The organism is Celeribacter sp. (assembly GCF_048266405.1).
Lineage (GTDB): Bacteria > Pseudomonadota > Alphaproteobacteria > Rhodobacterales > Rhodobacteraceae > Celeribacter.
Genome location: NZ_JBLWZO010000003.1, coordinates 285418 through 305832 on the forward strand (window position 1 = coordinate 285418; position 20415 = coordinate 305832).

The 20415-nt window shown below is 60.3% G+C and carries 21 protein-coding genes; 14 read left to right on the plus strand and 7 right to left on the minus strand.

Annotated features, from left to right (window positions below):
- Positions 1-413: 413 nt before the first annotated feature.
- The 3 genes from ACN0TS_RS08810 to purQ all read right to left on the minus strand — a co-directional run bounded on the left by ACN0TS_RS08810 (position 414) and on the right by purQ (position 4433).
- The gene (locus ACN0TS_RS08810) at positions 414-1751 is read right to left on the minus strand and encodes a sigma-54-dependent transcriptional regulator (protein ID WP_417258978.1); all 1338 of its coding nucleotides are present in this window, start codon (positions 1749-1751) and stop codon (positions 414-416) included.
- A 50-nt stretch (positions 1752-1801) separates the two neighbouring features.
- Complete coding sequence (locus tag ACN0TS_RS08815; RefSeq protein WP_417258979.1) at positions 1802-3616, minus strand: sensor histidine kinase; 1815 nt, start codon at positions 3614-3616, stop codon at positions 1802-1804.
- Between the two features lie 148 nt (positions 3617-3764).
- Positions 3765-4433, minus strand: a complete 669-nt coding sequence (gene purQ / locus ACN0TS_RS08820) for a phosphoribosylformylglycinamidine synthase subunit PurQ (protein WP_417258980.1) — start codon at positions 4431-4433, stop codon at positions 3765-3767.
- A gap of 302 nt (positions 4434-4735) precedes the next feature.
- Between purQ and ACN0TS_RS08825 the strand changes: the two genes are divergently transcribed.
- Positions 4736-5833, plus strand: a complete 1098-nt coding sequence (locus ACN0TS_RS08825) for a sensor histidine kinase (RefSeq protein WP_417258981.1) — start codon at positions 4736-4738, stop codon at positions 5831-5833.
- Positions 5834-5912: 79 nt separating this feature from the next.
- Here ACN0TS_RS08825 and purS read toward each other — a convergent pair whose 3' ends face one another.
- Both purS and purC read right to left on the minus strand, forming a co-directional pair.
- Complete coding sequence (gene purS, locus ACN0TS_RS08830; protein WP_417258982.1) at positions 5913-6143, minus strand: phosphoribosylformylglycinamidine synthase subunit PurS; 231 nt, start codon at positions 6141-6143, stop codon at positions 5913-5915.
- A 24-nt stretch (positions 6144-6167) separates the two neighbouring features.
- On the minus strand, positions 6168-6935 hold the full coding sequence (gene purC, locus ACN0TS_RS08835) for a phosphoribosylaminoimidazolesuccinocarboxamide synthase (RefSeq protein ID WP_417258983.1): 768 nt from the start codon (positions 6933-6935) through the stop codon (positions 6168-6170).
- 295 nt (positions 6936-7230) lie between these two features.
- On the opposite strand from purC, the gene ACN0TS_RS08840 reads away from it, so the two are divergent.
- From ACN0TS_RS08840 to ACN0TS_RS08855, 4 genes are all read left to right on the plus strand, one after another.
- The gene (locus ACN0TS_RS08840) at positions 7231-7545 is read left to right on the plus strand and encodes a DUF1476 domain-containing protein (RefSeq protein ID WP_417258984.1); all 315 of its coding nucleotides are present in this window, start codon (positions 7231-7233) and stop codon (positions 7543-7545) included.
- 242 nt (positions 7546-7787) lie between these two features.
- Positions 7788-8822: a betaine--homocysteine S-methyltransferase gene (gene bmt, locus ACN0TS_RS08845; RefSeq protein WP_417258985.1), complete on the plus strand. Its 1035-nt coding sequence runs from the start codon at positions 7788-7790 to the stop codon at positions 8820-8822.
- A 91-nt stretch (positions 8823-8913) separates the two neighbouring features.
- Positions 8914-9609 carry a corrinoid protein gene (locus ACN0TS_RS08850; RefSeq protein WP_417258986.1) on the plus strand — a complete coding sequence of 232 codons (696 nt, stop codon included), beginning with the start codon at positions 8914-8916 and terminating at the stop codon, positions 9607-9609.
- 10 nt (positions 9610-9619) lie between these two features.
- Entirely contained in the window at positions 9620-10288 is a 669-nt protein-coding gene (locus tag ACN0TS_RS08855; protein WP_417258987.1) for a DUF1638 domain-containing protein, read from the plus strand.
- Here the strand turns inward: ACN0TS_RS08855 and ACN0TS_RS08860 are convergent.
- Positions 10285-10698 (minus strand): SufE family protein, encoded by a 414-nt coding sequence (locus ACN0TS_RS08860; RefSeq protein WP_417258988.1) that lies wholly within the window; start codon positions 10696-10698, stop codon positions 10285-10287. The genes ACN0TS_RS08855 and ACN0TS_RS08860 overlap by 4 nt on opposite strands.
- 173 nt (positions 10699-10871) lie before the next feature.
- On the opposite strand from ACN0TS_RS08860, the gene ACN0TS_RS08865 reads away from it, so the two are divergent.
- From ACN0TS_RS08865 to ACN0TS_RS08875, 3 genes are all read left to right on the plus strand, one after another.
- Positions 10872-11372: a hypothetical protein gene (locus ACN0TS_RS08865; RefSeq protein ID WP_417258989.1), complete on the plus strand. Its 501-nt coding sequence runs from the start codon at positions 10872-10874 to the stop codon at positions 11370-11372.
- Between the two features lie 67 nt (positions 11373-11439).
- Positions 11440-12399: a nucleoside hydrolase gene (locus ACN0TS_RS08870; RefSeq protein WP_417258990.1), complete on the plus strand. Its 960-nt coding sequence runs from the start codon at positions 11440-11442 to the stop codon at positions 12397-12399.
- Positions 12400-12442: 43 nt separating this feature from the next.
- A complete protein-coding gene (locus ACN0TS_RS08875) occupies positions 12443-13849 on the plus strand; it encodes a protein adenylyltransferase SelO (protein ID WP_417258991.1) in 1407 nt (468 codons plus the stop codon).
- A 3-nt stretch (positions 13850-13852) separates the two neighbouring features.
- Here the strand turns inward: ACN0TS_RS08875 and ACN0TS_RS08880 are convergent, their stop codons facing one another.
- Positions 13853-14521 (minus strand): hypothetical protein, encoded by a 669-nt coding sequence (locus ACN0TS_RS08880; protein ID WP_417258992.1) that lies wholly within the window; start codon positions 14519-14521, stop codon positions 13853-13855.
- Positions 14522-14610: 89 nt separating this feature from the next.
- Here ACN0TS_RS08880 and ACN0TS_RS08885 point away from each other — a divergent pair, with 89 nt between their 5' ends.
- The 6 genes from ACN0TS_RS08885 to eno all read left to right on the plus strand — a co-directional run bounded on the left by ACN0TS_RS08885 (position 14611) and on the right by eno (position 20377).
- A complete protein-coding gene (locus ACN0TS_RS08885) occupies positions 14611-15342 on the plus strand; it encodes an endonuclease/exonuclease/phosphatase family protein (RefSeq protein WP_417258993.1) in 732 nt (243 codons plus the stop codon).
- Between the two features lie 73 nt (positions 15343-15415).
- The gene (locus ACN0TS_RS08890) at positions 15416-16687 is read left to right on the plus strand and encodes a cation:proton antiporter (protein WP_417258994.1); all 1272 of its coding nucleotides are present in this window, start codon (positions 15416-15418) and stop codon (positions 16685-16687) included.
- Positions 16684-17517, plus strand: coding sequence for a PhzF family phenazine biosynthesis protein (locus ACN0TS_RS08895; protein ID WP_417258995.1), 834 nt, complete (start codon positions 16684-16686; stop codon positions 17515-17517). The genes ACN0TS_RS08890 and ACN0TS_RS08895 overlap by 4 nt, the downstream gene beginning before the upstream one ends.
- Before the next feature lie 109 nt (positions 17518-17626).
- The gene (locus ACN0TS_RS08900) at positions 17627-18034 is read left to right on the plus strand and encodes a Fur family transcriptional regulator (protein ID WP_417258996.1); all 408 of its coding nucleotides are present in this window, start codon (positions 17627-17629) and stop codon (positions 18032-18034) included.
- Positions 18031-18957 (plus strand): DMT family transporter, encoded by a 927-nt coding sequence (locus ACN0TS_RS08905; RefSeq protein WP_417258997.1) that lies wholly within the window; start codon positions 18031-18033, stop codon positions 18955-18957. The genes ACN0TS_RS08900 and ACN0TS_RS08905 overlap by 4 nt, the downstream gene beginning before the upstream one ends.
- Before the next feature lie 142 nt (positions 18958-19099).
- Complete coding sequence (eno, locus tag ACN0TS_RS08910; RefSeq protein WP_417258998.1) at positions 19100-20377, plus strand: phosphopyruvate hydratase; 1278 nt, start codon at positions 19100-19102, stop codon at positions 20375-20377.
- Positions 20378-20415 lie beyond the last annotated feature (38 nt).

Sequence of the window (20415 nt, forward strand, 5' to 3'; positions counted from 1 at the left end):
GACACAAAGTCATCCGTCGCCCAGTTTAAGATCCCCTTCCCGTTTAAAAAATCGAGTCAGGGCGTTCATTGCCATACGGTTTTGTCATGCCATGTGGCGGTATCGGTCTGCGGTACGGGCGGCTGGCCTTCCCGTTCGTTCACGGGTCGAGGCCACTTCCTGCACACGTAAGCAGCGAATCTGTCGTCGCGGTTTCCCAAAAAATGCACCGTGTAGTGGCGCTCATTCGAGACCTGCGTCCTTCATCAGTAGTGATCCGTTCCCTCAAACACAACACGCAAATTGAATTCGCCCGCATTTATCCACAGCGGCACGGTGGCGAAATTGATGCGAGAGAGGCACAAAACATCCCCGTCCCGACATACAAAAGGGCCCCCGAACGGGAGCCCTCATCAAACATTCAGAACACAGTTTTAGCCCAAATAGTCAGAACGTTGCAGGCCGTATTTGGCCATTTTCTCGTTCAGGGTGCGCCGCGGCAGGCATAATTCGTCCATCACCGACACAATCGACCCCTTATGGCGACGCATGGTGTTGTCGATCAACATCCGCTCGAACGCCTCGACATATTCCTTGAGCGGCTTGCCGTCCGTGGTCATGGTTTGTGCCTCGGGCGAGTCGTCCTCGGCCAGAAGCAGCGAAGCAATCGACCCCGATCCGCGACGGCTTTGTAGCACGGCCCGCTCGGCCACATTGATCAACTGACGGATATTACCGGGCCAAGGCGCTTGCAGCAGTTGCGCGGCCTCCTGTGCGGCGATCTCGGGCGCCTCACAGCCATATTCCTCGGCGAATTGCTGGCTGAGCTGCGTGAACAGCGACAGGATGTCCTCACCGCGCGCGCGCAATGGCGGCGTGGTGATCTTCATCGCGGCGAGACGGAAATAGAGATCGGGCCGCAGCGCGCTCTCGCAGGTCCGCCCCTGCTCTTGGAGGTTACAAATCGCGATCACACGGGTTTCGGGCGGCGTGCCCTGTTCGTTGATCCACGTCAGCAAACGCGCTTGCAAGCCTCCGGACAGCGCTTCTATATCCTCGATCACCAAAGTGCCACCACGGGCCTCTTCAATGAGCGGTTGCGCCGCTCCATCAGGGTCAGGTCCGAACAGACGCTTGGACAATTCCGCCTCCTCGCGCCCCGCACAGGAAAAGGTCACGAACTTCTTCGAGGCCCGTGCACCGACTGCGTGCAGCGCATGTGCCACAAGTGTCTTGCCCGTGCCCGTCTCGCCGTCGATCAACACATGGCTGTCGGCTTGGCCCAGATCGAGAATATCCTCGCGCAGCCGCTCCATCACATCGGACGCGCCGATGAGCTTGTTCATAATGCCCGTACCCCCCGACAATTCACGCCGCAACGCGCGGTTATCAAGCGTCAGACGCCGTGCATTCGTGGCCTTTTTGGCCAGTTCGGTCATGCGGTCAGGGTTAAACGGTTTTTCGAGGAAATCGAATGCGCCAATCCGCATAGCCTCCACCGCCATCGGCACATCGCCGTGCCCCGTGATCATAATAACGGGCAAGCCGCTATCGACGCTCATCAGCTTCTTGAGGAACTGCATCCCGTCCATCCCCGGCATTTTGATGTCGGTGATCACCGCCCCCGGATAGTCGGGTCCAAGCCCCTTGATCGCATCTTCTGCGCTGGCAAAGGTCTCGGTGTCGAACCCCGACAGGGCGAGCCATTGGCTGATCGACTGACGCATGTCCTGCTCGTCATCCACGATTGCAATTTTCATAGCACTGGCCATTGGTCACTTCCTCTTTGAGGTCTTTGGTCTTTTATAAGGTACGCAGCGGATTATTCCGCCGCACGAATATCTGTGTCACCCACATCGTCGTCTTTACGGTCTTCTTCGTGTATCCGTGACAACGGCAGGATCATTTCAAACACCGCCCCGCCCGACGGTCGGTTGTGCGCGGTAAGACGTCCGCCAAGCTCGGTGACGATCCCCGAGGAGATCGCGAGGCCAAGCCCCACCCCATCTCCCGGCGCTTTGGTGGTGTAGAACGGCTCGAACAACGTATCGAGGTCTTCGATGCCCGTCCCGTTATCGCGCACCGACACAGAGGCATGAGCGCCGCCTGCAACAATGATGTCAATCTGTGGGTCAGGGGCATTCTTGCCCGCATCAAAGGCGTTGCGCAACAAGTTCACAAGCACCTGCTCCAACCGCACCCGGTCCCCGTCCACATAGACCGGCTCGGGCGGCAGGGTGCGGGTGATCTCGACTGCGCGTTGACGCATCTGCGGCTCCATCATTGAGAGCGCCGAATTGACACAGCCGCGCAGGTCGATGGGTTCCAGATGATCGGAGCCTTTACGGGCGTAGGATTTCAACTGTTTGGTAATCGCCGCCATCCGCTCGATCAGGTCATCGACGCGGCCAAAGGACGCCAGAGCCTCGTCGGGACGTTTGCGTTGCAACAGCAGTTTCGCCCCCGCCAGATAGGTTTTCATCGCGGCAAGCGGTTGGTTCAACTCATGGCTAACCGCCGCCGACATTTCACCCAAAACAGCCAGTTTGCTTGATTGCGCAAGAGTTTGCTCGGCAACTTCAAGGCTCTTTTCGGCCCGTTCACGTTCGGCAATCTCGCGCTGTAATCGCGTGTTGAGTTGGCGCAATTCGGCACTTTCGCGCTGAAACAACCCTGCCCGCGAGACCGCCCGACGAGAGGTGAGATAGAACCCGAGCGAGAGCAAAATGGCAAAGCCCATGATTTCCAAGGCCAGAACCGCATTCACCCGCTCACGCACCGAGGTGTAGGTGCTAAAGGACGCCATGCGCCACCCGCGAAACGGAATGCGGCTTTCAAGGCGCATGACCGCCTCACCACCCAAATAGACATCGGGCGACTTATTGGACCAGTCGGAGGTGGCCCGCAACGCCCGCTCGATGGCCGTGGGGGCATCGCGCACTTCCAAGGCCTCGGCCTCTTTGCGTGCCCGCCACTTCGGCTCCGTCGACAGGATGATGTCCCCTTCGGAGTTCACCACCAGAACCGCGTCGGAAATGCTCGCCCATTGGGTTTCGAACTTGGCCAGATTGACCTCGACAACGATCACCCCTGCCAGAACACCGCCCACTTCGATCCGGCGCGCGTAAGTGAACTCATAGGCGCCGCTCTCAAGTTTGGAGGCTTTGAACGTGGTGTCATTGGAGCGCAGCGCGTCCACGAAATACGGGCTCAACCGCCCGTTACGGCCTAGCTCGGATCGGTCGGTTGCCGCCACCACACGGCCGGATTCGTCGAGCAGCAACAGGGCCGCCGCGCCGATTTCATCGACATAGTTGATCAGGTGCTGTGAGGTCGTCACATAATCGTCCGTCGACAGGGCCGAGGCCAGAACGGGATCGCGTGACAACAGCAGTGGCACAATCGAATTACGCTGTAACTCGGAGATCAGGTTGCCCGCATAGAGCGCCTGTCGCACCTCGGCGCGGTTGCGCGTGAGGATGGTGTAGCGCTCGGTCAGCAACAGGTTCGACACCCAAACCACCGCAACAGCCACGCCGATAAACGCCACAATCGCCAAACGGCCAAGCCACGTCAAAGACGTGTTTTGTACCTCGGCGGCACCGCCGGATGGAGAAGGAAGCCCGTGATCACTCATGTCCAAAGGGTATGCACGCAGACGCGGGAGCCGCAAGAGGGCGCAGCTCACCTTTGCCACACGCCCCTGTTATCTGGCGGTTTTCCGCTTGAGATCAGCCGCAATCCGCCACGAAAGAGGGCAGAAACTCTGTTGTGCTTTGTTGGCCTTAGGCGCTGACAACCGCCGAGAGCAGCGAGGTAAAGAAGGCTTTGCCATCCTCATTGCCATGCGCAGGCTCAGCGGCCCGCTCGGGGTGCGGCATCATGCCAAGAACACGACGGTTCTCGGACAGAATGCCCGCAATATCGCGGTCGGAGCCGTTGGGGTTGTTGGCATAGCGGAACGCCACGCGGCCCTCACCCTCAAGGCGGTCCAACGTGTCTTTGTCAGCGGTGTAATTGCCGTCATGGTGGGCAATCGGGATTTGAATGCGCTGACCCTGCTCATAGTCGGCAGTATAGGGGCTATCCGTTGTCTCGACGATCAGCTCTTGGGTGTTACAGATGTATTTCACACCTTGGTTGCGCAGCAGCGCGCCGGGCAGCAATTGCGCCTCGGCAAGCACTTGAAAGCCGTTGCAGATCCCGAAAGCAAAACCGCCACGCGCCACATGCGCCTTCAGTGCCGCGGTGATGGGCGAGTTGGCCGCGATAGCCCCACAACGCAGATAGTCGCCGTAGGAAAACCCGCCCGGCACACCAACCACATCAACCCCGTCGGGCAACTGTGCCTCCTTGTGCCAGACCATTGTGACATCCGCGCCCGCATTGCGCAGGGCCACGGCCATATCGCGGTCGCAGTTGGAACCGGGGAATTGCAGGACGGCAGCTTTCATGGGGCGTCTCCGATGGGTCAGCAGAAGGGGCAGCGGCGCAGATGCGCCTTGGATCTCTCTTGCCGCAGGCAATAAAGCAGGACAGAGCCGCATTCAAGCGCGGATACGCGTTCAAACACGTCCCTAGTGGAAAAGGCGCGTGACGCCCCTACCTATACGACACGCCTCCCTGCCCCGCTCACGCCCATCACACAAAATTCACACGGGAAAATGAACACAGGTGCGCTCGGATTTCGTTGAAGGCCGCCCGTAAAAAACGCTACTACATCTCACCTCGACACCGACGACAAGGACGCCCGCCCATGACCGACGCGACCCCCGTGACGCAGACCATTGAAATCGCCCCCGAAGAGACGCTTGCGGGGTTGAACCTGCTCAATGCGGATCGCGAGGACATGTTTGACGATGTGGCCGAGCTTTTGTCGGACATCTGCGGAATGCCTGTCTCCTTTGTCAGCTTCTTTGGCGGTGACACCCAGTGGTTCAAGGCGGCCTGCGGGCTGACCGATCCGTCCAACCGCGTCGAGGACGCACTATGCACGCGGGTTCTGACGGGCTCGGATATGGTGGAGATCCCCGATCTCTGCCTTGATCCGCGTACCCGTGACCTCGCCCCTGTGACCCAAGGCGGCGCACGGTTCTATGCAGGCGTGCCATTGCGCAATAGCGACGGGGTCTTGATGGGGACGGTCTGCGTCATTGGCATGGAGCCGCGCAGACTCACAGAACTGCAACGCAAGGCCCTCAAAACGCTCGCCGCCCAAGTGGCCAGCCAGATCGCGCTGCGCCGCGCGGTCAAAGACGCCGAAGTTCTGCGTCAGGAGGTCGACCACCGCGTGAAAAACTCGCTGCAATCCGTGGCAGCCCAAATCCGTCTCAAGGCCCGCGCACATCGCTCCGACGACACGCGCGAGGCGCTCAAACACGTCGAGACCCGCATTCAAACCGTCGCAGCTCTGCACGAAGCGATGTATCGCACCTCGGCCAGCAACCGCGTCGACATGGCGGAGTATGCCCGCAAACTCGTGCAGATCATCGCCGCGATTGCACCCAAAGGCGTTAGCCTCAACGCCGATCTGCCCGACCTGTTGCTCACCTCGGAGCAGGCCTCCGCCGTGGCCGTGATTTTCAACGAATTTGCGACCAATTCGTTCAAGCACGGCTTTCCTGACGGGCGCAAAGGGGCTGTCACGATGAAGGGCGAGATGACCCCCGACGCCTCCATCCGCCTGACCTTCAGCGACGACGGTGTGGGCTTTGACACCACGCAGCCTCCCACAGGATCGGGTCTCGGGTTGCGGGTGATCGAAGCCTCGGCGGCGCAGCTTGGTGGCGAATGGACCCCGCTGCCATGTGACACAGGCGTTGCTGCCACACTCCACATCCCGCCACAGGCATAGGCTGCCACCTTCGCCTTAGCGCAAAACGACAAAAGCCGCCCCGAATGGAGCGGCTTTTTCAATCTGTTCTGAACGGGTCTTACAGAATGTCGATCGTGTAGCTTTCGATCACGGTATTGGCGAGCAGCTTCTCGCACATCTCCTTGATCGTGGCTTCCGTTGTGCCATCAGCGAGATCAAGCTCGATCACCTTGCCTTGGCGCACTTCGTTGACGCCCTCAAACCCGAGTGCGCCGAGTGCGTGTTGCACGGCAGCGCCCTGTGGGTCCAGAACACCAGTTTTCAACATGACGTTTACGCGGGCTTTCATAGGCTCAAACCTTCTGTCTTTAGATCAGTTAATCAGTGTGGGCTTGTCGCCCGCGGCCACAGGACCGTTGGTGGGCAGAACGCCAAGGCGGCGCGCCACTTCCGTATAGGCGTCCGTGAGGTTGCCGAGATCGCGACGGAACACGTCTTTGTCGAGCTTCTGACCGCTCTCGATGTCCCACAAGCGACAGCTGTCGGGCGAAATCTCGTCGGCCACGACCAGACGCATGAAGTCATTGTCCCACACACGGCCAATCTCGATTTTGAAGTCGATGAGCTTGATTCCCACGCCATACATGACACCCGACAGGTAGTCATTCACGCGCAGCGCAAGCGCCACGATGTCGTCCATGTCCTGCTGTGAGGCCCAACCAAAGGCGATGATGTATTCTTCGGGCACAAGCGGATCGCCCAGCGCGTCATCCTTGTAGGAAAACTCGATGATCGGACGGGGCAGACGTGTGCCCTCTTCAATCCCGAGACGCTTGGACATGGAGCCCGCCGCGTAGTTGCGCACGATCACTTCAAGCGGCACGATCTCGCATTGGCGGCACAGTTGCTCGCGCATGTTGAGACGGCGGATGAAGTGGTTGGGAATCCCCAGATTGGTCAAACCGGTCATAAAGAATTCGGACAGACGGTTGTTCAACACGCCCTTGCCCTCAATCGTCGCCTTTTTCTCGGCGTTGAATGCGGTCGCGTCGTCTTTGAAATATTGAACAATGGTGCCTGGCTCTGGACCCTCAAAGAGTGTCTTTGCTTTGCCTTCGTAAATCTTTTTACGGCGCGCCATGTGGGCCTCCAATGGATTGCAAGGCGCAGAATCATAAGATCGCGCCTCTGTCACGCGTTCTTTAGGCCAAGGGGCGCACGGGAGCAAGGACGCCGACGCCCTCTTTTAGGGCCCGATGGACGCACCCGACCCCGCCACAGTGGACCTGAGGCATGTGAGGCTGCGAGCGCTACCAGTCCTACAGCCTGCCAAAACCCGCCTCATGCCGCCCGCCAAAGTCCAATTCGCGTCTTGAACCTTAGCGCAGGCACAGGCATATGGTTAGGTAACACTTACTCTGAGGAGACCCAAAGTTATGTCCAGTTTCGATGATCGCGAATCCGCGTTTGAAAACAAATTCGCCCATGACGCCGAAATGGTGTTCAAGGCTGACGCCCGCGCCAACAAACTCTTGGGCCTTTGGGCGGCTGAAGTTCTCGGCAAAACCGGAGCCGACAGCGAAGCCTACGCCCTCGAAGTGATCAAAGCCGATTTCGAAGAGGCAGGCCACGACGACGTGATCCGCAAGGTCGCGGGCGATCTCGAAGGCAAAGCCACCGAAGACGAGATCCGCGCCAAACGCGCCGACTGTCTCGCCATTGCCAAAGCGCAACTGTTCGAAGAAAACTAAGCGACGCTCCCACGGGGCCGCAACAAACACCGATCAAGACCCGCACCCCCTGTGCGGGTCTTTTTGTATGCCGTTTCCGGATACGCGCGCCCACCCCGAAATGCCGTAAATGTGTGGCATCCTCATAATCGTTATGACGGGAATGAATTTGCCAAATCCGCTCCCGCATGGCACATGGGCGCATAGTTTCACGGGTGTGCGCCGCATGGCTTGCACCCTCGCCCCGTTTTGGAGACCCGCCTATGACTGCTGCCCCAACCCCGAATGCCCTAACCAAACTGCTTGAGACACGCGAGTGGCTCTTGGCCGATGGGGCAACGGGCACGACGCTGTTCAACATGGGACTGGAGTCTGGCGACTCGCCCGAATTCTGGAACGTCGACAAACCCGAAAACATCGAAGCCCTTTACCAAGGTGCCGTGGACGCAGGGTCGGACATCTTCCTGACCAACTCCTTTGGCGGCACCGCAGCGCGTCTCAAACTGCACAACGCCGAAGACCGCGTGTTCGAATTGAACAAAGCCGCCGCCGAGATCGGCCGCAAAGTGGCAGACGCCGCAGGTCGCCCCGTGATCGTCGCAGGTTCGATGGGCCCGACAGGCGAAATCATGGCCCCTATGGGATCGCTGAGCTACGAAGACGCGGTCGAATTGTTCTACGAACAGGCCAAAGGCCTCAAGGCAGGCGGCGCAGATGTCGCTTGGATCGAGACAATATCGGCCCCTGAAGAATACAAAGCCGCCGCCGAAGGCGCTACCAAAGCGGGCCTTGCGTGGGTCGGCACCATGTCGTTCGACACCGCAGGGCGCACCATGATGGGCGTCACCTCGGCGCAACTGGCCGATATGGTCGAGAAAATGCCAACTCCGCCTGTGGCCTACGGGGCCAATTGCGGCACAGGGTCGTCCGACCTCATGCGCACCGTGTTAGGCTTTGCCGCTCAAGGGCACGAACGTCCTATCATTGCCAAGGGCAACGCGGGCATCCCCCGCTACATGGACGGCCATATCCACTATGACGGCACCCCCGAGCTGATGGCCGATTACGCCTGTATGGCCCGTGACGCCGGCGCGCGCATCATTGGCGGGTGCTGTGGCACCACGCCCGAGCATCTGGTGGCGATGAAAGCCGCCTTGGAAACCCGCCCACGCGGCGAGCGTCCGACGCTTGAGCAGATCGTCGAAACGCTTGGGCCGTTCTCCTCGACCTCGGATGGCACCGACGACAAAGGCCCCGCCGCACGCGAGCGCACAGGCCGCCGTGGTCGCCGCGGCTAACTCTTGATTTTGGCGGGACGACCCCGCCACACATTCCCGTACCGCCCCGCCACACAGGCACAGGCCAAACGGGCGCATAAAGGAAACGCACATGTCTGACGATAACGACGATCTGATCCTCGCCAACCTCAACGACAGCGAGCTGTGCGAGCAGATGATGGACGATCTCTATGACGGTCTCAAAGAGGAGATCGAAGAGGCTGTGCGCATTCTTTTGGACCGCAACTGGACCCCCTATGACATCCTCACCAAATCCTTGGTCGCAGGGATGCAGATCGTGGGCGACGATTTCCGTGATGGCATTCTGTTCGTCCCCGAAGTGCTCAAAGCCGCCCAAGCGATGAAAGCAGGCATGTTCATTCTCAAGCCGCTCTTGGTCGAAACCGGTGCGCCCAAAATGGGCAAAATGGTCATCGGCACGGTCAAGGGCGACATCCACGACATCGGCAAGAACCTTGTGGCGATGATGATGGAAGGCGCGGGCTTCGAGATCATCGACCTTGGCATCAACACCGAGGCCTCCGAATATATCGACACCGCCGAGCGCGAAGGCGCTCAGATCATCGGCATGTCGGCGCTGTTGACCACAACAATGCCCTACATGAAAACCGTGATCGAGAACCTCAAAACCCAAGGGCTGCGCGACAAATACATCGTGCTATGTGGCGGTGCGCCACTTAACGAGGAATTCGGGACCGCCATCGGTGCGGACGCCTACTGCGACGACGCGGCGATTGCCGTGGAAACAGCAAAACGCCTGATGCTCGCCCGTCACAACCAGTTGTGATGTGGCGCAGGTGACACAGGACCGCCTCAGCGACGCAAAAAACGCCAGCGACGAGACCCTGCGTGACCAAGGCCTCGACCAGATCGGCACGGGCAAGACCTTGGTCATTGCCTGCGGCGCTTTGGCCCGCGAGGTCTTGGCGCTGATCGAGGCCAATGGTCTGTCACACCTCACGCTGACCTGCCTGCCCGCGATCCTGCACAACACCCCGCAAAAGATCACCCCTGCCGTTGAGGCCACCATCCTCAAACACCGCGACGACTACGAGCATATCCTCGTGGCTTACGGCGATTGCGGCACGGGGGGGCTTTTGGCCAACATGTGTGAGACATACGGGGCACAACTGGTTGATGCGCCGCATTGTTATTCGTTTTTTGAAGGTTCTAAAATCTTTGCCGAGCGCGGCGAAGTCACGAGTTTCTATCTCACCGACTTTCTCGCCCGCCAGTTCGACGCCTTTGTGTGGCGTCCTTTGGGTCTGGACCGCTATCCCGATCTGTTGGAGATGTATTTCGGCAATTACGAAAAACTGGTCTATCTGGCTCAGACCGAAGATCCCGACCTGACCACAACGGCGCAGGACTGCGCGAAACGCCTTGGCCTCACTTTCGAGCGCCGCTTCACGGGCTACGGCGATCTGGATCGGTTCCTCGCGCCCGAAGGCCCAGCAACCGCCTAGCTTGCCGCGCGGGCTGCCGTGTCCTGAATACGTTCGACCATGGCCCGCAATCCGTTAGAGCGCTGCGCCGAGAGGTGTTCGTTCAAGCCCAAACGTCCCAATTCGGCGGCTGCATCCACGTCGCGCACCTCGTCCACGCTTAGCCCCGCATAGAGTTCATGCAGCACCGCAATCAGCCCTTGCACGATCATCGCATCGGAGGCGCCCTGAAAATCGAACTTGCCGCCCTCGACCGTTGGCACGATCCACACCTGAGAGGCACAGCCCTCAACCTTGGTCGCGGGCACCTTGAGCCCCTCGTCCATCGCGGGGAAGGCCTTTCCCATGTCTATCACATGGCGATAGCGGTCTTCCCAATCGTCCAAAAACTCAAATGTTTCCACGAGATCTTCGAAACGGGCATTGGCCATCGTCGGTCTTCCTTTTCACGTTACCGCAACTGTGCTGCCTTCGTGACATAATCCTCTCAGGATCAGACGTCCAGACACCGACCGCACGCGGAACACGCAACGCCCCCTTTTCAAGCCGCGTCACATCCGTTACGCATTTCGCAGCGACTAATTGAGAGCAAGGGGGAAATCCGATGCGGCGTCAGGTGATACTTTCAGGACTTGTTGTGCTTGGCCTATCGGGCTGTGCCTCCTTCGGCACATCCAAACTCAACCCTCTCAACTGGTTCGGCAAATCCGAAGCTGTCACCACGACCGTTGACGGCACCCCCGTGACGGTGCTCAAAACGCTCGCCCCGCGCAAGGGCTTCCCCGAATTCGTCGACACCCGCCCCTTGGTCCCTGCCATCGCCGATATGTCGATCGCCCGTACAACCACAGGCGCGATTGTCACCGCAACGGGCGTGGTCCCCGCCCTTGGCTATTACGACGCGCAACTCGTGCCCGTCCCGTCCGAGGATGCCAGCACCCTCACCTATGATTTCCGCATCCGCGCCCCCGAAACCTCACCAGGTCTCGGCACCGAACAACAGCGCCGTATCACCGTGGCCTATTCGCTCAGCTTCCCCGAGTTGGACGGCGTCCGCCGCGTCGTTGTGCGCGGCGCAAACGGATCGCGTCAAACACGGCGCTGAGCGCTTTACATCCGCGCATAGCTTGGCCAGTGTGGCCCTTTGACGACGACCACACAGGACACGGCACATGGCCCCAATACGCCCACACGCAGATGCACGAAAAATCATCATCGACACCGATCCCGGACAGGACGATGCCGTCGCCATTCTCTTGGCGCTGTCGTCACCCGAGATTGAGGTGTTTGGCCTGACCACCGTTGCGGGGAACGTGCCGATTGCGCGCACCACCGAGAACGCGCTCAAGGTCTGCGAAGTGGCAGGACGTCCAGATGTCAAAGTCTTTGCTGGCTGCGACCGCCCCCTCGCCCACACGCTTGTGACCGCCGAACATGTGCATGGCAAAACGGGCCTCGACGGGATTGAACTTCCCGCGCCCACGATGACGCCACAGCCACAACACGGCGTGGACTTCATCATCGACACCCTGCGCACACAGCCCGCAGGCACAGTGACGCTCTGCCCGATGGGGCCGCTGACAAACATCGCCACGGCCTTTACCCAAGCGCCCGACATCATCGAGCGTGTCCAAGAAATCGTGCTGATGGGCGGGGCCTATTTCGAGGTCGGCAACATCACCCCCGCCGCCGAGTTCAACATTTACGTGGACCCAGAAGCCGCTGAAATCGTGTTCAAATCCGGCGTCAAACTCACTGTCATGCCGCTCGACGTCACCCATAAAGTGCTTGTGACCAAACCGCGCCTTGAGGCGTTTGCCGCCTTTGGCAACCACGTGGGCGATGTGGTCGCGGGATGGCTCGATTTCTTTGAACGCTTTGACATTGAAAAATACGGCTCGGCGGGTGGCCCGCTGCACGATCCGACCGTGATCGCCTATCTCATCGCGCCCGAGATATTCTCTGGCCGTTTCATCAACGTAGAGATCGAAACGCAGTCGGAGTTGACGCGCGGCATGACCGTGGCGGATTGGTGGGGCGTCACCGACCGCGCCCCCAACGCCACGTTTATGAGCGAGGCCGACGCGGATGCGTTCTTCACGCTGCTCACCTCACGGCTCGCCACGCTGTAATCCACCTCTTTACGCACCTCAAAGGCGGGCTAAGTAAGATCACATGACCCAATTCGACAACAGCTACGCCCGCCTGCCCGACCGTTTTTATGCGCGGATCGCCCCCGATCCCGTCGACGCGCCCGAGATGATCCTGTTCAACACGGATCTGGCCGAAGCCCTCGGCGTGACCGAGCGCGACGCAGCGGTGTTTGCGGGCAATGTGGTGCCCGAGGGGGCCGCCCCACTGGCACAGGTCTACGCCGCGCATCAATTCGGCGGATGGGTGCCGCGCTTGGGCGACGGGCGGGCCATCCTGCTTGGCGAGGTTGTCACCGATCAAGGCCGGTTTGACATTCAGCTCAAAGGCGCAGGACGCACGCCCTATTCACGCAATGGCGACGGACGGGCATGGCTTGGCCCCGTGCTGCGCGAATATATCGTCTCCGAGTTCATGGCCGCCTGTGACGTGCCAACCACCCGCGCCTTGGCCGCAGTGGCCACGGGCGAACGAGTCCAACGCGAACGCGCCTATCCCGGTGGCGTTCTGACCCGCGTGGCCGCGTCGCATATCCGCGTTGGCACCTTTCAGTATTTCACTGCCCAAGAGGACCACGAGGCCGTGCGGCTATTGGCCGAACACGTCCGCGACCGCCACTACCCGCAAGCGCAGACCATGTTGGATGTCTACAGCCAGATCGTCGCCGCACAGGCGCGTCTGATTGCGCGATGGATGGGCCTCGGCTTTGTCCACGGCGTGATGAACACCGACAATACAAGCATCGCGGGCGAGACGATTGACTACGGCCCCTGTGCCTTTATCGACGCCTATGCCGCCAATGCCTGCTATTCGTCCATCGACCAACGGGGCCGCTATGCCTTTGATCAACAGGCTAATATTGCGGGTTGGAATTTGGCCCAACTCGGCTCGTGCTTTGTCGGGATGCTCACAGAGGAAACAGGCACGCAAGACGCCGCCGTTGAGGCACTCACACAGGCGTTGAACCAGTTTCCTGCGATTTATCAAACGGCATGGCGCGAGACCTTTGCCGCCAAGCTCGGGATCACCGATCCACGGAACGGGGATGAGGATCTGGCACAAGACCTGTTGTCGCTGATGGCTCAGACCCGCGCGGATTTCACCAATGTCTTTGCGCGCTTGGGCACCGATAAAGCCCGCGACGAGTTCACCGACCGCCCCGCTTTTGACGCATGGGCGGCACGGTGGCACGCCCGATGCGACCGCGGCCCTGAAGGCGCGGCATTAATGGCCCGTGCAAACCCACAGGTCATTCCCCGCACCCACCGTCTGGAAGAGGCGATTGTCGCCGCGACCGAGGGCGATTTTGCCAAAGCACAGCGATTGGCCCGTGTCCTGTCCGCGCCCTTTGATCTCGCGGATGCGGACCGCGACCTGATGGCCCCACCCACCCAAGACGAAATCGTGCCCGCCACCTTCTGCGGGACGTGAGCGCTATTTCGAGCGGTATTTGGAGAAAAAGCGGCGGTTGCGGGTGATAAACTCGTTGATCCATCCTGCAAGAAACACCGAGCGCTCATACCACAGGTACAACACCCCCGCGCCCGCGCCGATCAACCCGCCAATCGCATCCACCATCAAATCCGCCATCGTGTCGTCGATGCCCGATTTTTGCATATTGGTGCCAACAAACTGATCCATGAGATACTCGAAAATCTCCCACAGCCCGCCGATGGACATGGCAAAGCAAAAGGCGAACAGCCCGATGGCCAAGGGCGGTGCCGCGAAGCGATCCCCTTGGAATAACATGAAAATCGCGACAAAGCCGATGAGGCCGAAGCCGATGGCCGAGCCACCATGCAGCGCGATGTCCCACCACCAGTAGCGCTCGTAGAAATCGCCCACCTCGCCCAGAAACAGCGTGGCAAAGATGAACAGGATGATCATCCCCATAAAGCTGCGCGGGACGTAGATGTGGTATCTGCGGGCAAAGAAGATCGGCGCAAGGGTCAGCGCCAAGGTGCCAAGCGCCACAAAAGACGCCGAATAGCGCGCGGTCCAGAGCCCTGCGACAAACTCACTCAACAACAACAGCCAAATCGCCCATGTCACGCGGGGGACGGATTTGAGGATGGCGTTCAGGGTGGCGCGGGATAGAAACATGGGGAGGCACTGCTTTCTATGACTCGTCAGACCCGTCATATGGACGCAAAGGGGCTGTATTTCAACGGTATCATACCTATCTTAAACCTATGACACACAAACCCCAAATCGGTGCCATGCGCCTCGCCTCCTATAACCTGCGCAAATGTCGCGGGACGGATAGAGCGCGGGCGCCTGCACGCATTCTGGATGTGATCAACGGGATTGAGGCCGATTTTGTCGCGCTGCAAGAGGCCGATATGCGTCTGGGCGCACGCCCCGCCGCCCTGCCCGCGCGTCTGATCGAGAGCCACACCGATTTCACACCCCTGCCCGTGGCCGCCTCGCCCGTCTCGCTTGGGTGGCACGGCAATGCGATCCTTGTGCGCAAAGGCACACAGGTGGAGACCACGCATCGCATCGACCTACCCGGACTGGAGCCACGCGGTGCTGTGGCGGTAGACCTCGCAGGACTGCGCATCGTCGGGGTGCATCTGGGCCTCTTGCGCAGCTCGCGCCAAAAGCAACTGCACGCAATCCGCGCCTATCTCGGCAAGCTCGACGACCGCCCCACGGTGATCCTTGGCGATTTCAACGAATGGTCGCGCACCCTCGGGCTTGATCCCCTGCGCGATGCCTTTGACGTAATCGCCCCTGGTCGCTCTTTTCACGCCGCTCGACCTATCGCGGCGCTTGACCGTATTGCCGTGCCGCACGCACTGAGCCTGCGCGATGCGGGTGTGGTGGAAACGGCGCTGTCGCGGCAGGCCTCGGATCATTTGCCGATCTGGGCCGATCTGGCGGGGATCACGGCGGACATCACGGCACCAGACCGCAAGTAACCCTCCCGTTTTTTCTTTGCCCTGCGCGGTTGTCTGATACAAACAGACCAATCCAACCGCAAAAGGCCCGCCCATGACCCTTCTTCAAATCACGTCGCTTCTCATCGTTCTGGCGGGGGCCTTCGGGTCGATCAACTACCTGTTTTTAAAACTCCCCTCGGCCATCGGCATCCTGATCGTGTCACTCATCGCCTCGCTTGCGATCATCGGCATGGACTCGATCTGGCCCGTAATGAGCGTCGAGGAAACCATCCGCGCCCAAGTCACAGCGATTGATTTCTCCGATGCATTGCTTGAAGGCATGTTGGGGATGCTGCTCTTTGCGGGCGCACTGCATGTCAAAACCTCCGACCTGCGCGGCGAATGGCGGGTTGTGTTCCTGATGGCCACATTAGGCGTGGCGCTCTCCACCACCATCGTCGGCGTCGGCTTTTCATGGCTCACGGGGATGCCGCTGCTGATCGCGCTCACCTTTGGCGCGCTCATTTCCTCCACCGATCCCGTCGCCGTTCTGGGCGTCTTGCGCCAAGCGTCGTTGCGCAAATCCTTGGAGACCAAGATTGCCGGCGAAAGCCTGTTCAATGATGGCGTCGGCTATGTGGTGTTCTTGGTCCTGTCGGGTCTGGCCTTTGCCGCCACAGGCCACGATGACGGACACGCCACAAGCGAAGCAGGACCCGTTGCCGCCGCCGCACAACTGTTCTTCCAAGAGGCCGTGGGCGGTGCTGCTCTTGGCCTCATTCTGGGGTGGCTGACCTTCCGCCTGATGCGGCGCATTGACGACTATTCCCTCGAAGTGCTGCTGACCCTTGGTCTTGCCTTTGGCGGCTACGAGCTTGCCGTGGCCTTGCACGTCTCCGCGCCGATCATGGCCGTTGTGGCAGGGCTGCTCATCGGCGATGTCGGCACGAAATTCGGCATGTCCGCAGAGACGCGCCACTATGTCGAGGCCTTTTGGAAAATGGTCGATGAAATCCTCAACGCCGTGCTGTTCCTGATGATCGGGTTCGAGGTCTTTGCCGTCACCTTTGACATGCAGGCCGTGCTTGCGGGTCTCATGGCGATTGTTCTGGCCCTCGTCGCGCGGTTCTTTGCCGTCGCAGTGCCGGTGACGCTGCTCAAACCGTTCCGCAGCTTTTCAAAGGGCGTGATCCCGATCATGACATGGGGCGGGCTCAAAGGCGGGATTTCCGTGGCCCTTGCGCTCTCATTACCCGATGGCGAATGGAAATCGCTGATCCTCACCGCCACCTATATCGTCGTGGTGTTCTCCATCATCGTCCAAGGCCTCACCGTCGCCCCCTTGGCCACCCGTCTGGGCCGCGAACCGGAGTTGGATGTATGACGCAATATTTTACCTATGATGTGTTCACCGACACGCCGTTTGGCGGCAATCCATTGGCCGTGATCCCACAGGCCGACGCCCTGCCCGAGGCGCAGTTGCAACAGATCGCCCGCGAGTTCAATTACTCGGAAACGGTGTTTATCCTACCCCCCCAAGACCCCGCCAATACCGCGCGGTTGCGGATTTTCACCCCGACGATGGAGGTGCCCTTTGCAGGCCATCCAACCATTGGGGCGGCGGTAGCGCTGACGGATTTGGGACACGGGCCTGAACTACGCCTAGAGCTTGATGTCGGGTTGATCTTGGCCCAATCGGCGCAGGGCCACGCCGCCTTCACCGCCACGCAGAACCTTGACGTCTTGGCCCATCCCGAGGCGGACTTGGTGGCCCGCACGCTTGGCCTCGATGCCGCGGACCTCAAAGGTGCGCCCGTTATGGCAGGCATGGGGCTGACCTTTACCTTCACCGAGTTGACCAGTCGCGCCGCGCTCACGCGGGCCAGCGTCGACATTGCTACGATGCGCGAGGGCCATGCCCGTTACCCGAAAGGACTTGATTTCGCCCAAGCCCCCTATTGGCGCGATGGCGACACCGTGCATATGCGGATGTTCGCCCCGCTCGACAACATCCCCGAAGACCCCGCCACAGGATCGGCGGCTGCCGCCTTGGGGCGCCTTTTGAGCGCCGAGGCCGACGCACCGCTCTCAATCACGATCCACCAAGGCGACGACATGGGCCGCCCGTCACGCATTTCCGTGAAAGCTGACACCACGGGCGTAACCATCGGCGGCCAAGCACGGCGGATGATGGAAGGGCGATTGGTGTTTTGATCGCGACCGCGCAAATCACACCTTCGCGCCAGTTGCGACTTCACTCGCAATTGCACTGGACCCCGCGCCCGCAATTTTTTACTGTCCGGTCAGTTAGCACGGAGCCCCCATGACCGACACCATTCTTACGCGTTGCGAGGCAAAGGGCCTGCGCCTGACGGAACAACGCCGCATCATTGCCGCCGTGTTGGAAGAGGCCCAAGATCACCCTGACGTTGACGAGCTTTACGCCCGCGCGGTCAAGAAAGATCCGAACATCTCGCTGGCGACGGTCTACCGCACCGTGAAACTGTTTGAGGAAGAGGGCATTCTGGAGCGTCACGACTTCGGCTACGGACGTGCCCGCTACGAGGCCGCCGACCGCGCCCATCATGACCACCTGATCGACATGGAAACAGGCAAGGTGATCGAGTTCTACGATCCCGAGATCGAAATCCTCCAAGAGCGCATCGCCGCCAAACTCGGCTATGAGCTCAAGGGCCACCGCCTTGAGCTTTACGGCGTGAAAAAACAATGACATCGCGCGCACCCACGGCGCTGCGCGAGACGGATAATGTCCGCGCGATTGGTCTGATCATCCTCTCGATGGCTCTGTTCGTTGTCGAGGATCTCTTCATCAAACTCCTGAGTGCGCCGTTGCAATCGGCACAGGTCATGGTGATGTTTTCAACTGGCGGCATGGTGCTCTTCGCCCTGCTCGCCCTCGCCCGCCGCCGCGCGGTCTTTGCCGCCGCGAACTGGCAACGGCTGCCCCTGATCCGCGGGGCCTGTGAGGGCATCGCCTCCGCCGGATTTTTCACCGCGATTGTCCATGCCGATCTCTCGCTTGTCACCTCCATCCTGATGGCCATGCCCATCGTCGTCACCGCAATGGCGGCGATTTTCCTCAAAGAGCCAGTGGGCCTCATCCGGTGGAGCGCGGTGTTCATCGGCTTTTGCGGCGTCTTGCTGATCATTCGCCCCTCGAACGCCGACATGCCGCCGCAAGCCCTGTGGATGTTGGTAACGGTCGTGGCCATTGCCGTGCGCGATTTGTTGACCCGCTTCATCGACACAGACGCCGCACCTGAGGTGCTGTCCTTTCAGGCCTATAGCGCGACGCTGATCTTTGGCCTGACAATCCTTGTGCTGTCCCCGCAGGTGATTGTCGCCCCGTCCCCCGCCCAACTGGGCATGTGGATCACGGGCGTCACCTTTGGCGCACTCGGCTACCTCGCCATTGTCACCTCCATGCGCATCGGCGAGCCCTCCGCCGTCACCCCGTTCCGCTATGTCCGCCTGGTCTTTGCCCTGATCATCGGCGCGGTGTTCTTGGGCGAACGCCCCGATCTCGCCACCTTGCTCGGCGCACTCCTCATCGTGGGCGCAGGCACCGCCATCACCCTGCGCGAGCGCCGCCTGAACAAGGCCAAACGCCCCCTCGACCCGATCAAGCATTAACACGCCACACGCCTGTTACGCGCCCCGCCTATGCTTTGAATGTTCGCGCATAACTCCGCGCAATAGGTTGACCTTGGGGCCGCCTCTGCTATCAAACACGTGACTGGCCCCAGATCATACTTTACCGAGAGGGATAGACCCCATGAGCACCATCATTGACATCATCGGCCGCGAGATTCTCGACAGCCGTGGCAACCCCACCGTCGAAGTCGACGTGATCCTCGAAGACGGCACAATGGGCCGCGCAGCCGTCCCGTCGGGCGCCTCCACAGGCGCACACGAAGCGGTCGAAAAACGCGATGGCGACAAATCCCGCTACTTGGGCAAAGGCGTGCTTGAGGCCGTTGCCGCCGTGAACGGTGAAATCTGCGAAGCCCTCGTCGGCATGGACGCCACCGAGCAAGAAGCCATCGACGCCACCATGATCGAGCTTGACGGCACCGCCAACAAAGGTCGCCTCGGCGCCAACGCCATCCTCGGCGTCTCCCTCGCCGTGGCCAAAGCCGCAGCCGACTACTCCGCCCTGCCGCTCTACCGCTACGTCGGCGGCTCCTCGGCCCGTGTCCTGCCTGTTCCGATGATGAACATCATCAACGGCGGCGAACACGCCGACAACCCCATCGACATCCAAGAATTCATGATCATGCCCGTCTCGGCCTCCAACGTTAAGGAAGCCATCCGCATGGGCGCTGAGGTCTTCCACACGCTGAAGAAAGAGCTGTCCGCCGCAGGTTACAACACCGGTATCGGCGACGAAGGCGGCTTTGCCCCCGCGATCAACTCCGCACGCGAAGCGCTTGATTTCATTGTGAAGTCCATCGACAAAGCCGGCTACAAAGCGGGTGAGGACATTTACCTCGCACTCGATTGCGCCTCCTCCGAATACTACAAGGACGGCAAATACGAACTCAAAGGCGAAGGCAAATCGCTGACCTCCGCCGAGAACGCCGACTACCTCGCCGCCCTGTGCGACGACTACCCGATCATCTCGATCGAGGACGGCATGGACGAGGACGATTGGGACGGTTGGAAACTGCTCACCGAGAAAATCGGCGGCAAAGTCCAACTCGTGGGCGACGACCTGTTCGTGACCAACCCCAAACGCCTCAAAGACGGCATCACACAGGGCGTGGCCAACTCCATGCTCGTCAAAGTGAACCAGATCGGCTCCCTCTCCGAGACGCTCAAAGCCGTCGATATGGCCCACCGCGCAGGCTACACCAACGTGATGTCGCACCGCTCGGGCGAAACCGAGGACGCCACGATTGCCGACCTCGCTGTCGCCACCAACTGCGGCCAGATCAAAACCGGCTCGCTCTCGCGCTCCGACCGTATGGCCAAATACAACCAGCTGATCCGCATCGAAGAGCAACTGGGCGAAACCGCCGAATACGCAGGCCGCTCCATCCTGAAGGCCTGAGGCAGGCAGCCAATTTAGATGTGACCGTGAGCTTGACG

Bases quoted from the DNA above. Each gene is read 5' to 3' on its own strand.
- ACN0TS_RS08810 (WP_417258978.1), bottom strand. From the start codon at position 1,751: ATGGCCAGTGCTATGAAAATTGCAATCGTGGATGACGAGCAGGACATG.
- ACN0TS_RS08815 (WP_417258979.1), bottom strand. From the start codon at position 3,616: ATGAGTGATCACGGGCTTCCTTCTCCATCCGGCGGTGCCGCCGAGGTA.
- purQ (WP_417258980.1), bottom strand. From the start codon at position 4,433: ATGAAAGCTGCCGTCCTGCAATTCCCCGGTTCCAACTGCGACCGCGAT.
- ACN0TS_RS08825 (WP_417258981.1), top strand. From the start codon at position 4,736: ATGACCGACGCGACCCCCGTGACGCAGACCATTGAAATCGCCCCCGAA.
- purS (WP_417258982.1), bottom strand. From the start codon at position 6,143: ATGAAAGCCCGCGTAAACGTCATGTTGAAAACTGGTGTTCTGGACCCA.
- purC (WP_417258983.1), bottom strand. From the start codon at position 6,935: ATGGCGCGCCGTAAAAAGATTTACGAAGGCAAAGCAAAGACACTCTTT.
- ACN0TS_RS08840 (WP_417258984.1), top strand. From the start codon at position 7,231: ATGTCCAGTTTCGATGATCGCGAATCCGCGTTTGAAAACAAATTCGCC.
- bmt (WP_417258985.1), top strand. From the start codon at position 7,788: ATGACTGCTGCCCCAACCCCGAATGCCCTAACCAAACTGCTTGAGACA.
- ACN0TS_RS08850 (WP_417258986.1), top strand. From the start codon at position 8,914: ATGTCTGACGATAACGACGATCTGATCCTCGCCAACCTCAACGACAGC.
- ACN0TS_RS08860 (WP_417258988.1), bottom strand. From the start codon at position 10,698: ATGGCCAATGCCCGTTTCGAAGATCTCGTGGAAACATTTGAGTTTTTG.
- ACN0TS_RS08865 (WP_417258989.1), top strand. From the start codon at position 10,872: ATGCGGCGTCAGGTGATACTTTCAGGACTTGTTGTGCTTGGCCTATCG.
- ACN0TS_RS08870 (WP_417258990.1), top strand. From the start codon at position 11,440: ATGGCCCCAATACGCCCACACGCAGATGCACGAAAAATCATCATCGAC.
- ACN0TS_RS08875 (WP_417258991.1), top strand. From the start codon at position 12,443: ATGACCCAATTCGACAACAGCTACGCCCGCCTGCCCGACCGTTTTTAT.
- ACN0TS_RS08880 (WP_417258992.1), bottom strand. From the start codon at position 14,521: ATGTTTCTATCCCGCGCCACCCTGAACGCCATCCTCAAATCCGTCCCC.
- ACN0TS_RS08885 (WP_417258993.1), top strand. From the start codon at position 14,611: ATGACACACAAACCCCAAATCGGTGCCATGCGCCTCGCCTCCTATAAC.
- ACN0TS_RS08890 (WP_417258994.1), top strand. From the start codon at position 15,416: ATGACCCTTCTTCAAATCACGTCGCTTCTCATCGTTCTGGCGGGGGCC.
- ACN0TS_RS08895 (WP_417258995.1), top strand. From the start codon at position 16,684: ATGACGCAATATTTTACCTATGATGTGTTCACCGACACGCCGTTTGGC.
- ACN0TS_RS08900 (WP_417258996.1), top strand. From the start codon at position 17,627: ATGACCGACACCATTCTTACGCGTTGCGAGGCAAAGGGCCTGCGCCTG.
- ACN0TS_RS08905 (WP_417258997.1), top strand. From the start codon at position 18,031: ATGACATCGCGCGCACCCACGGCGCTGCGCGAGACGGATAATGTCCGC.
- eno (WP_417258998.1), top strand. From the start codon at position 19,100: ATGAGCACCATCATTGACATCATCGGCCGCGAGATTCTCGACAGCCGT.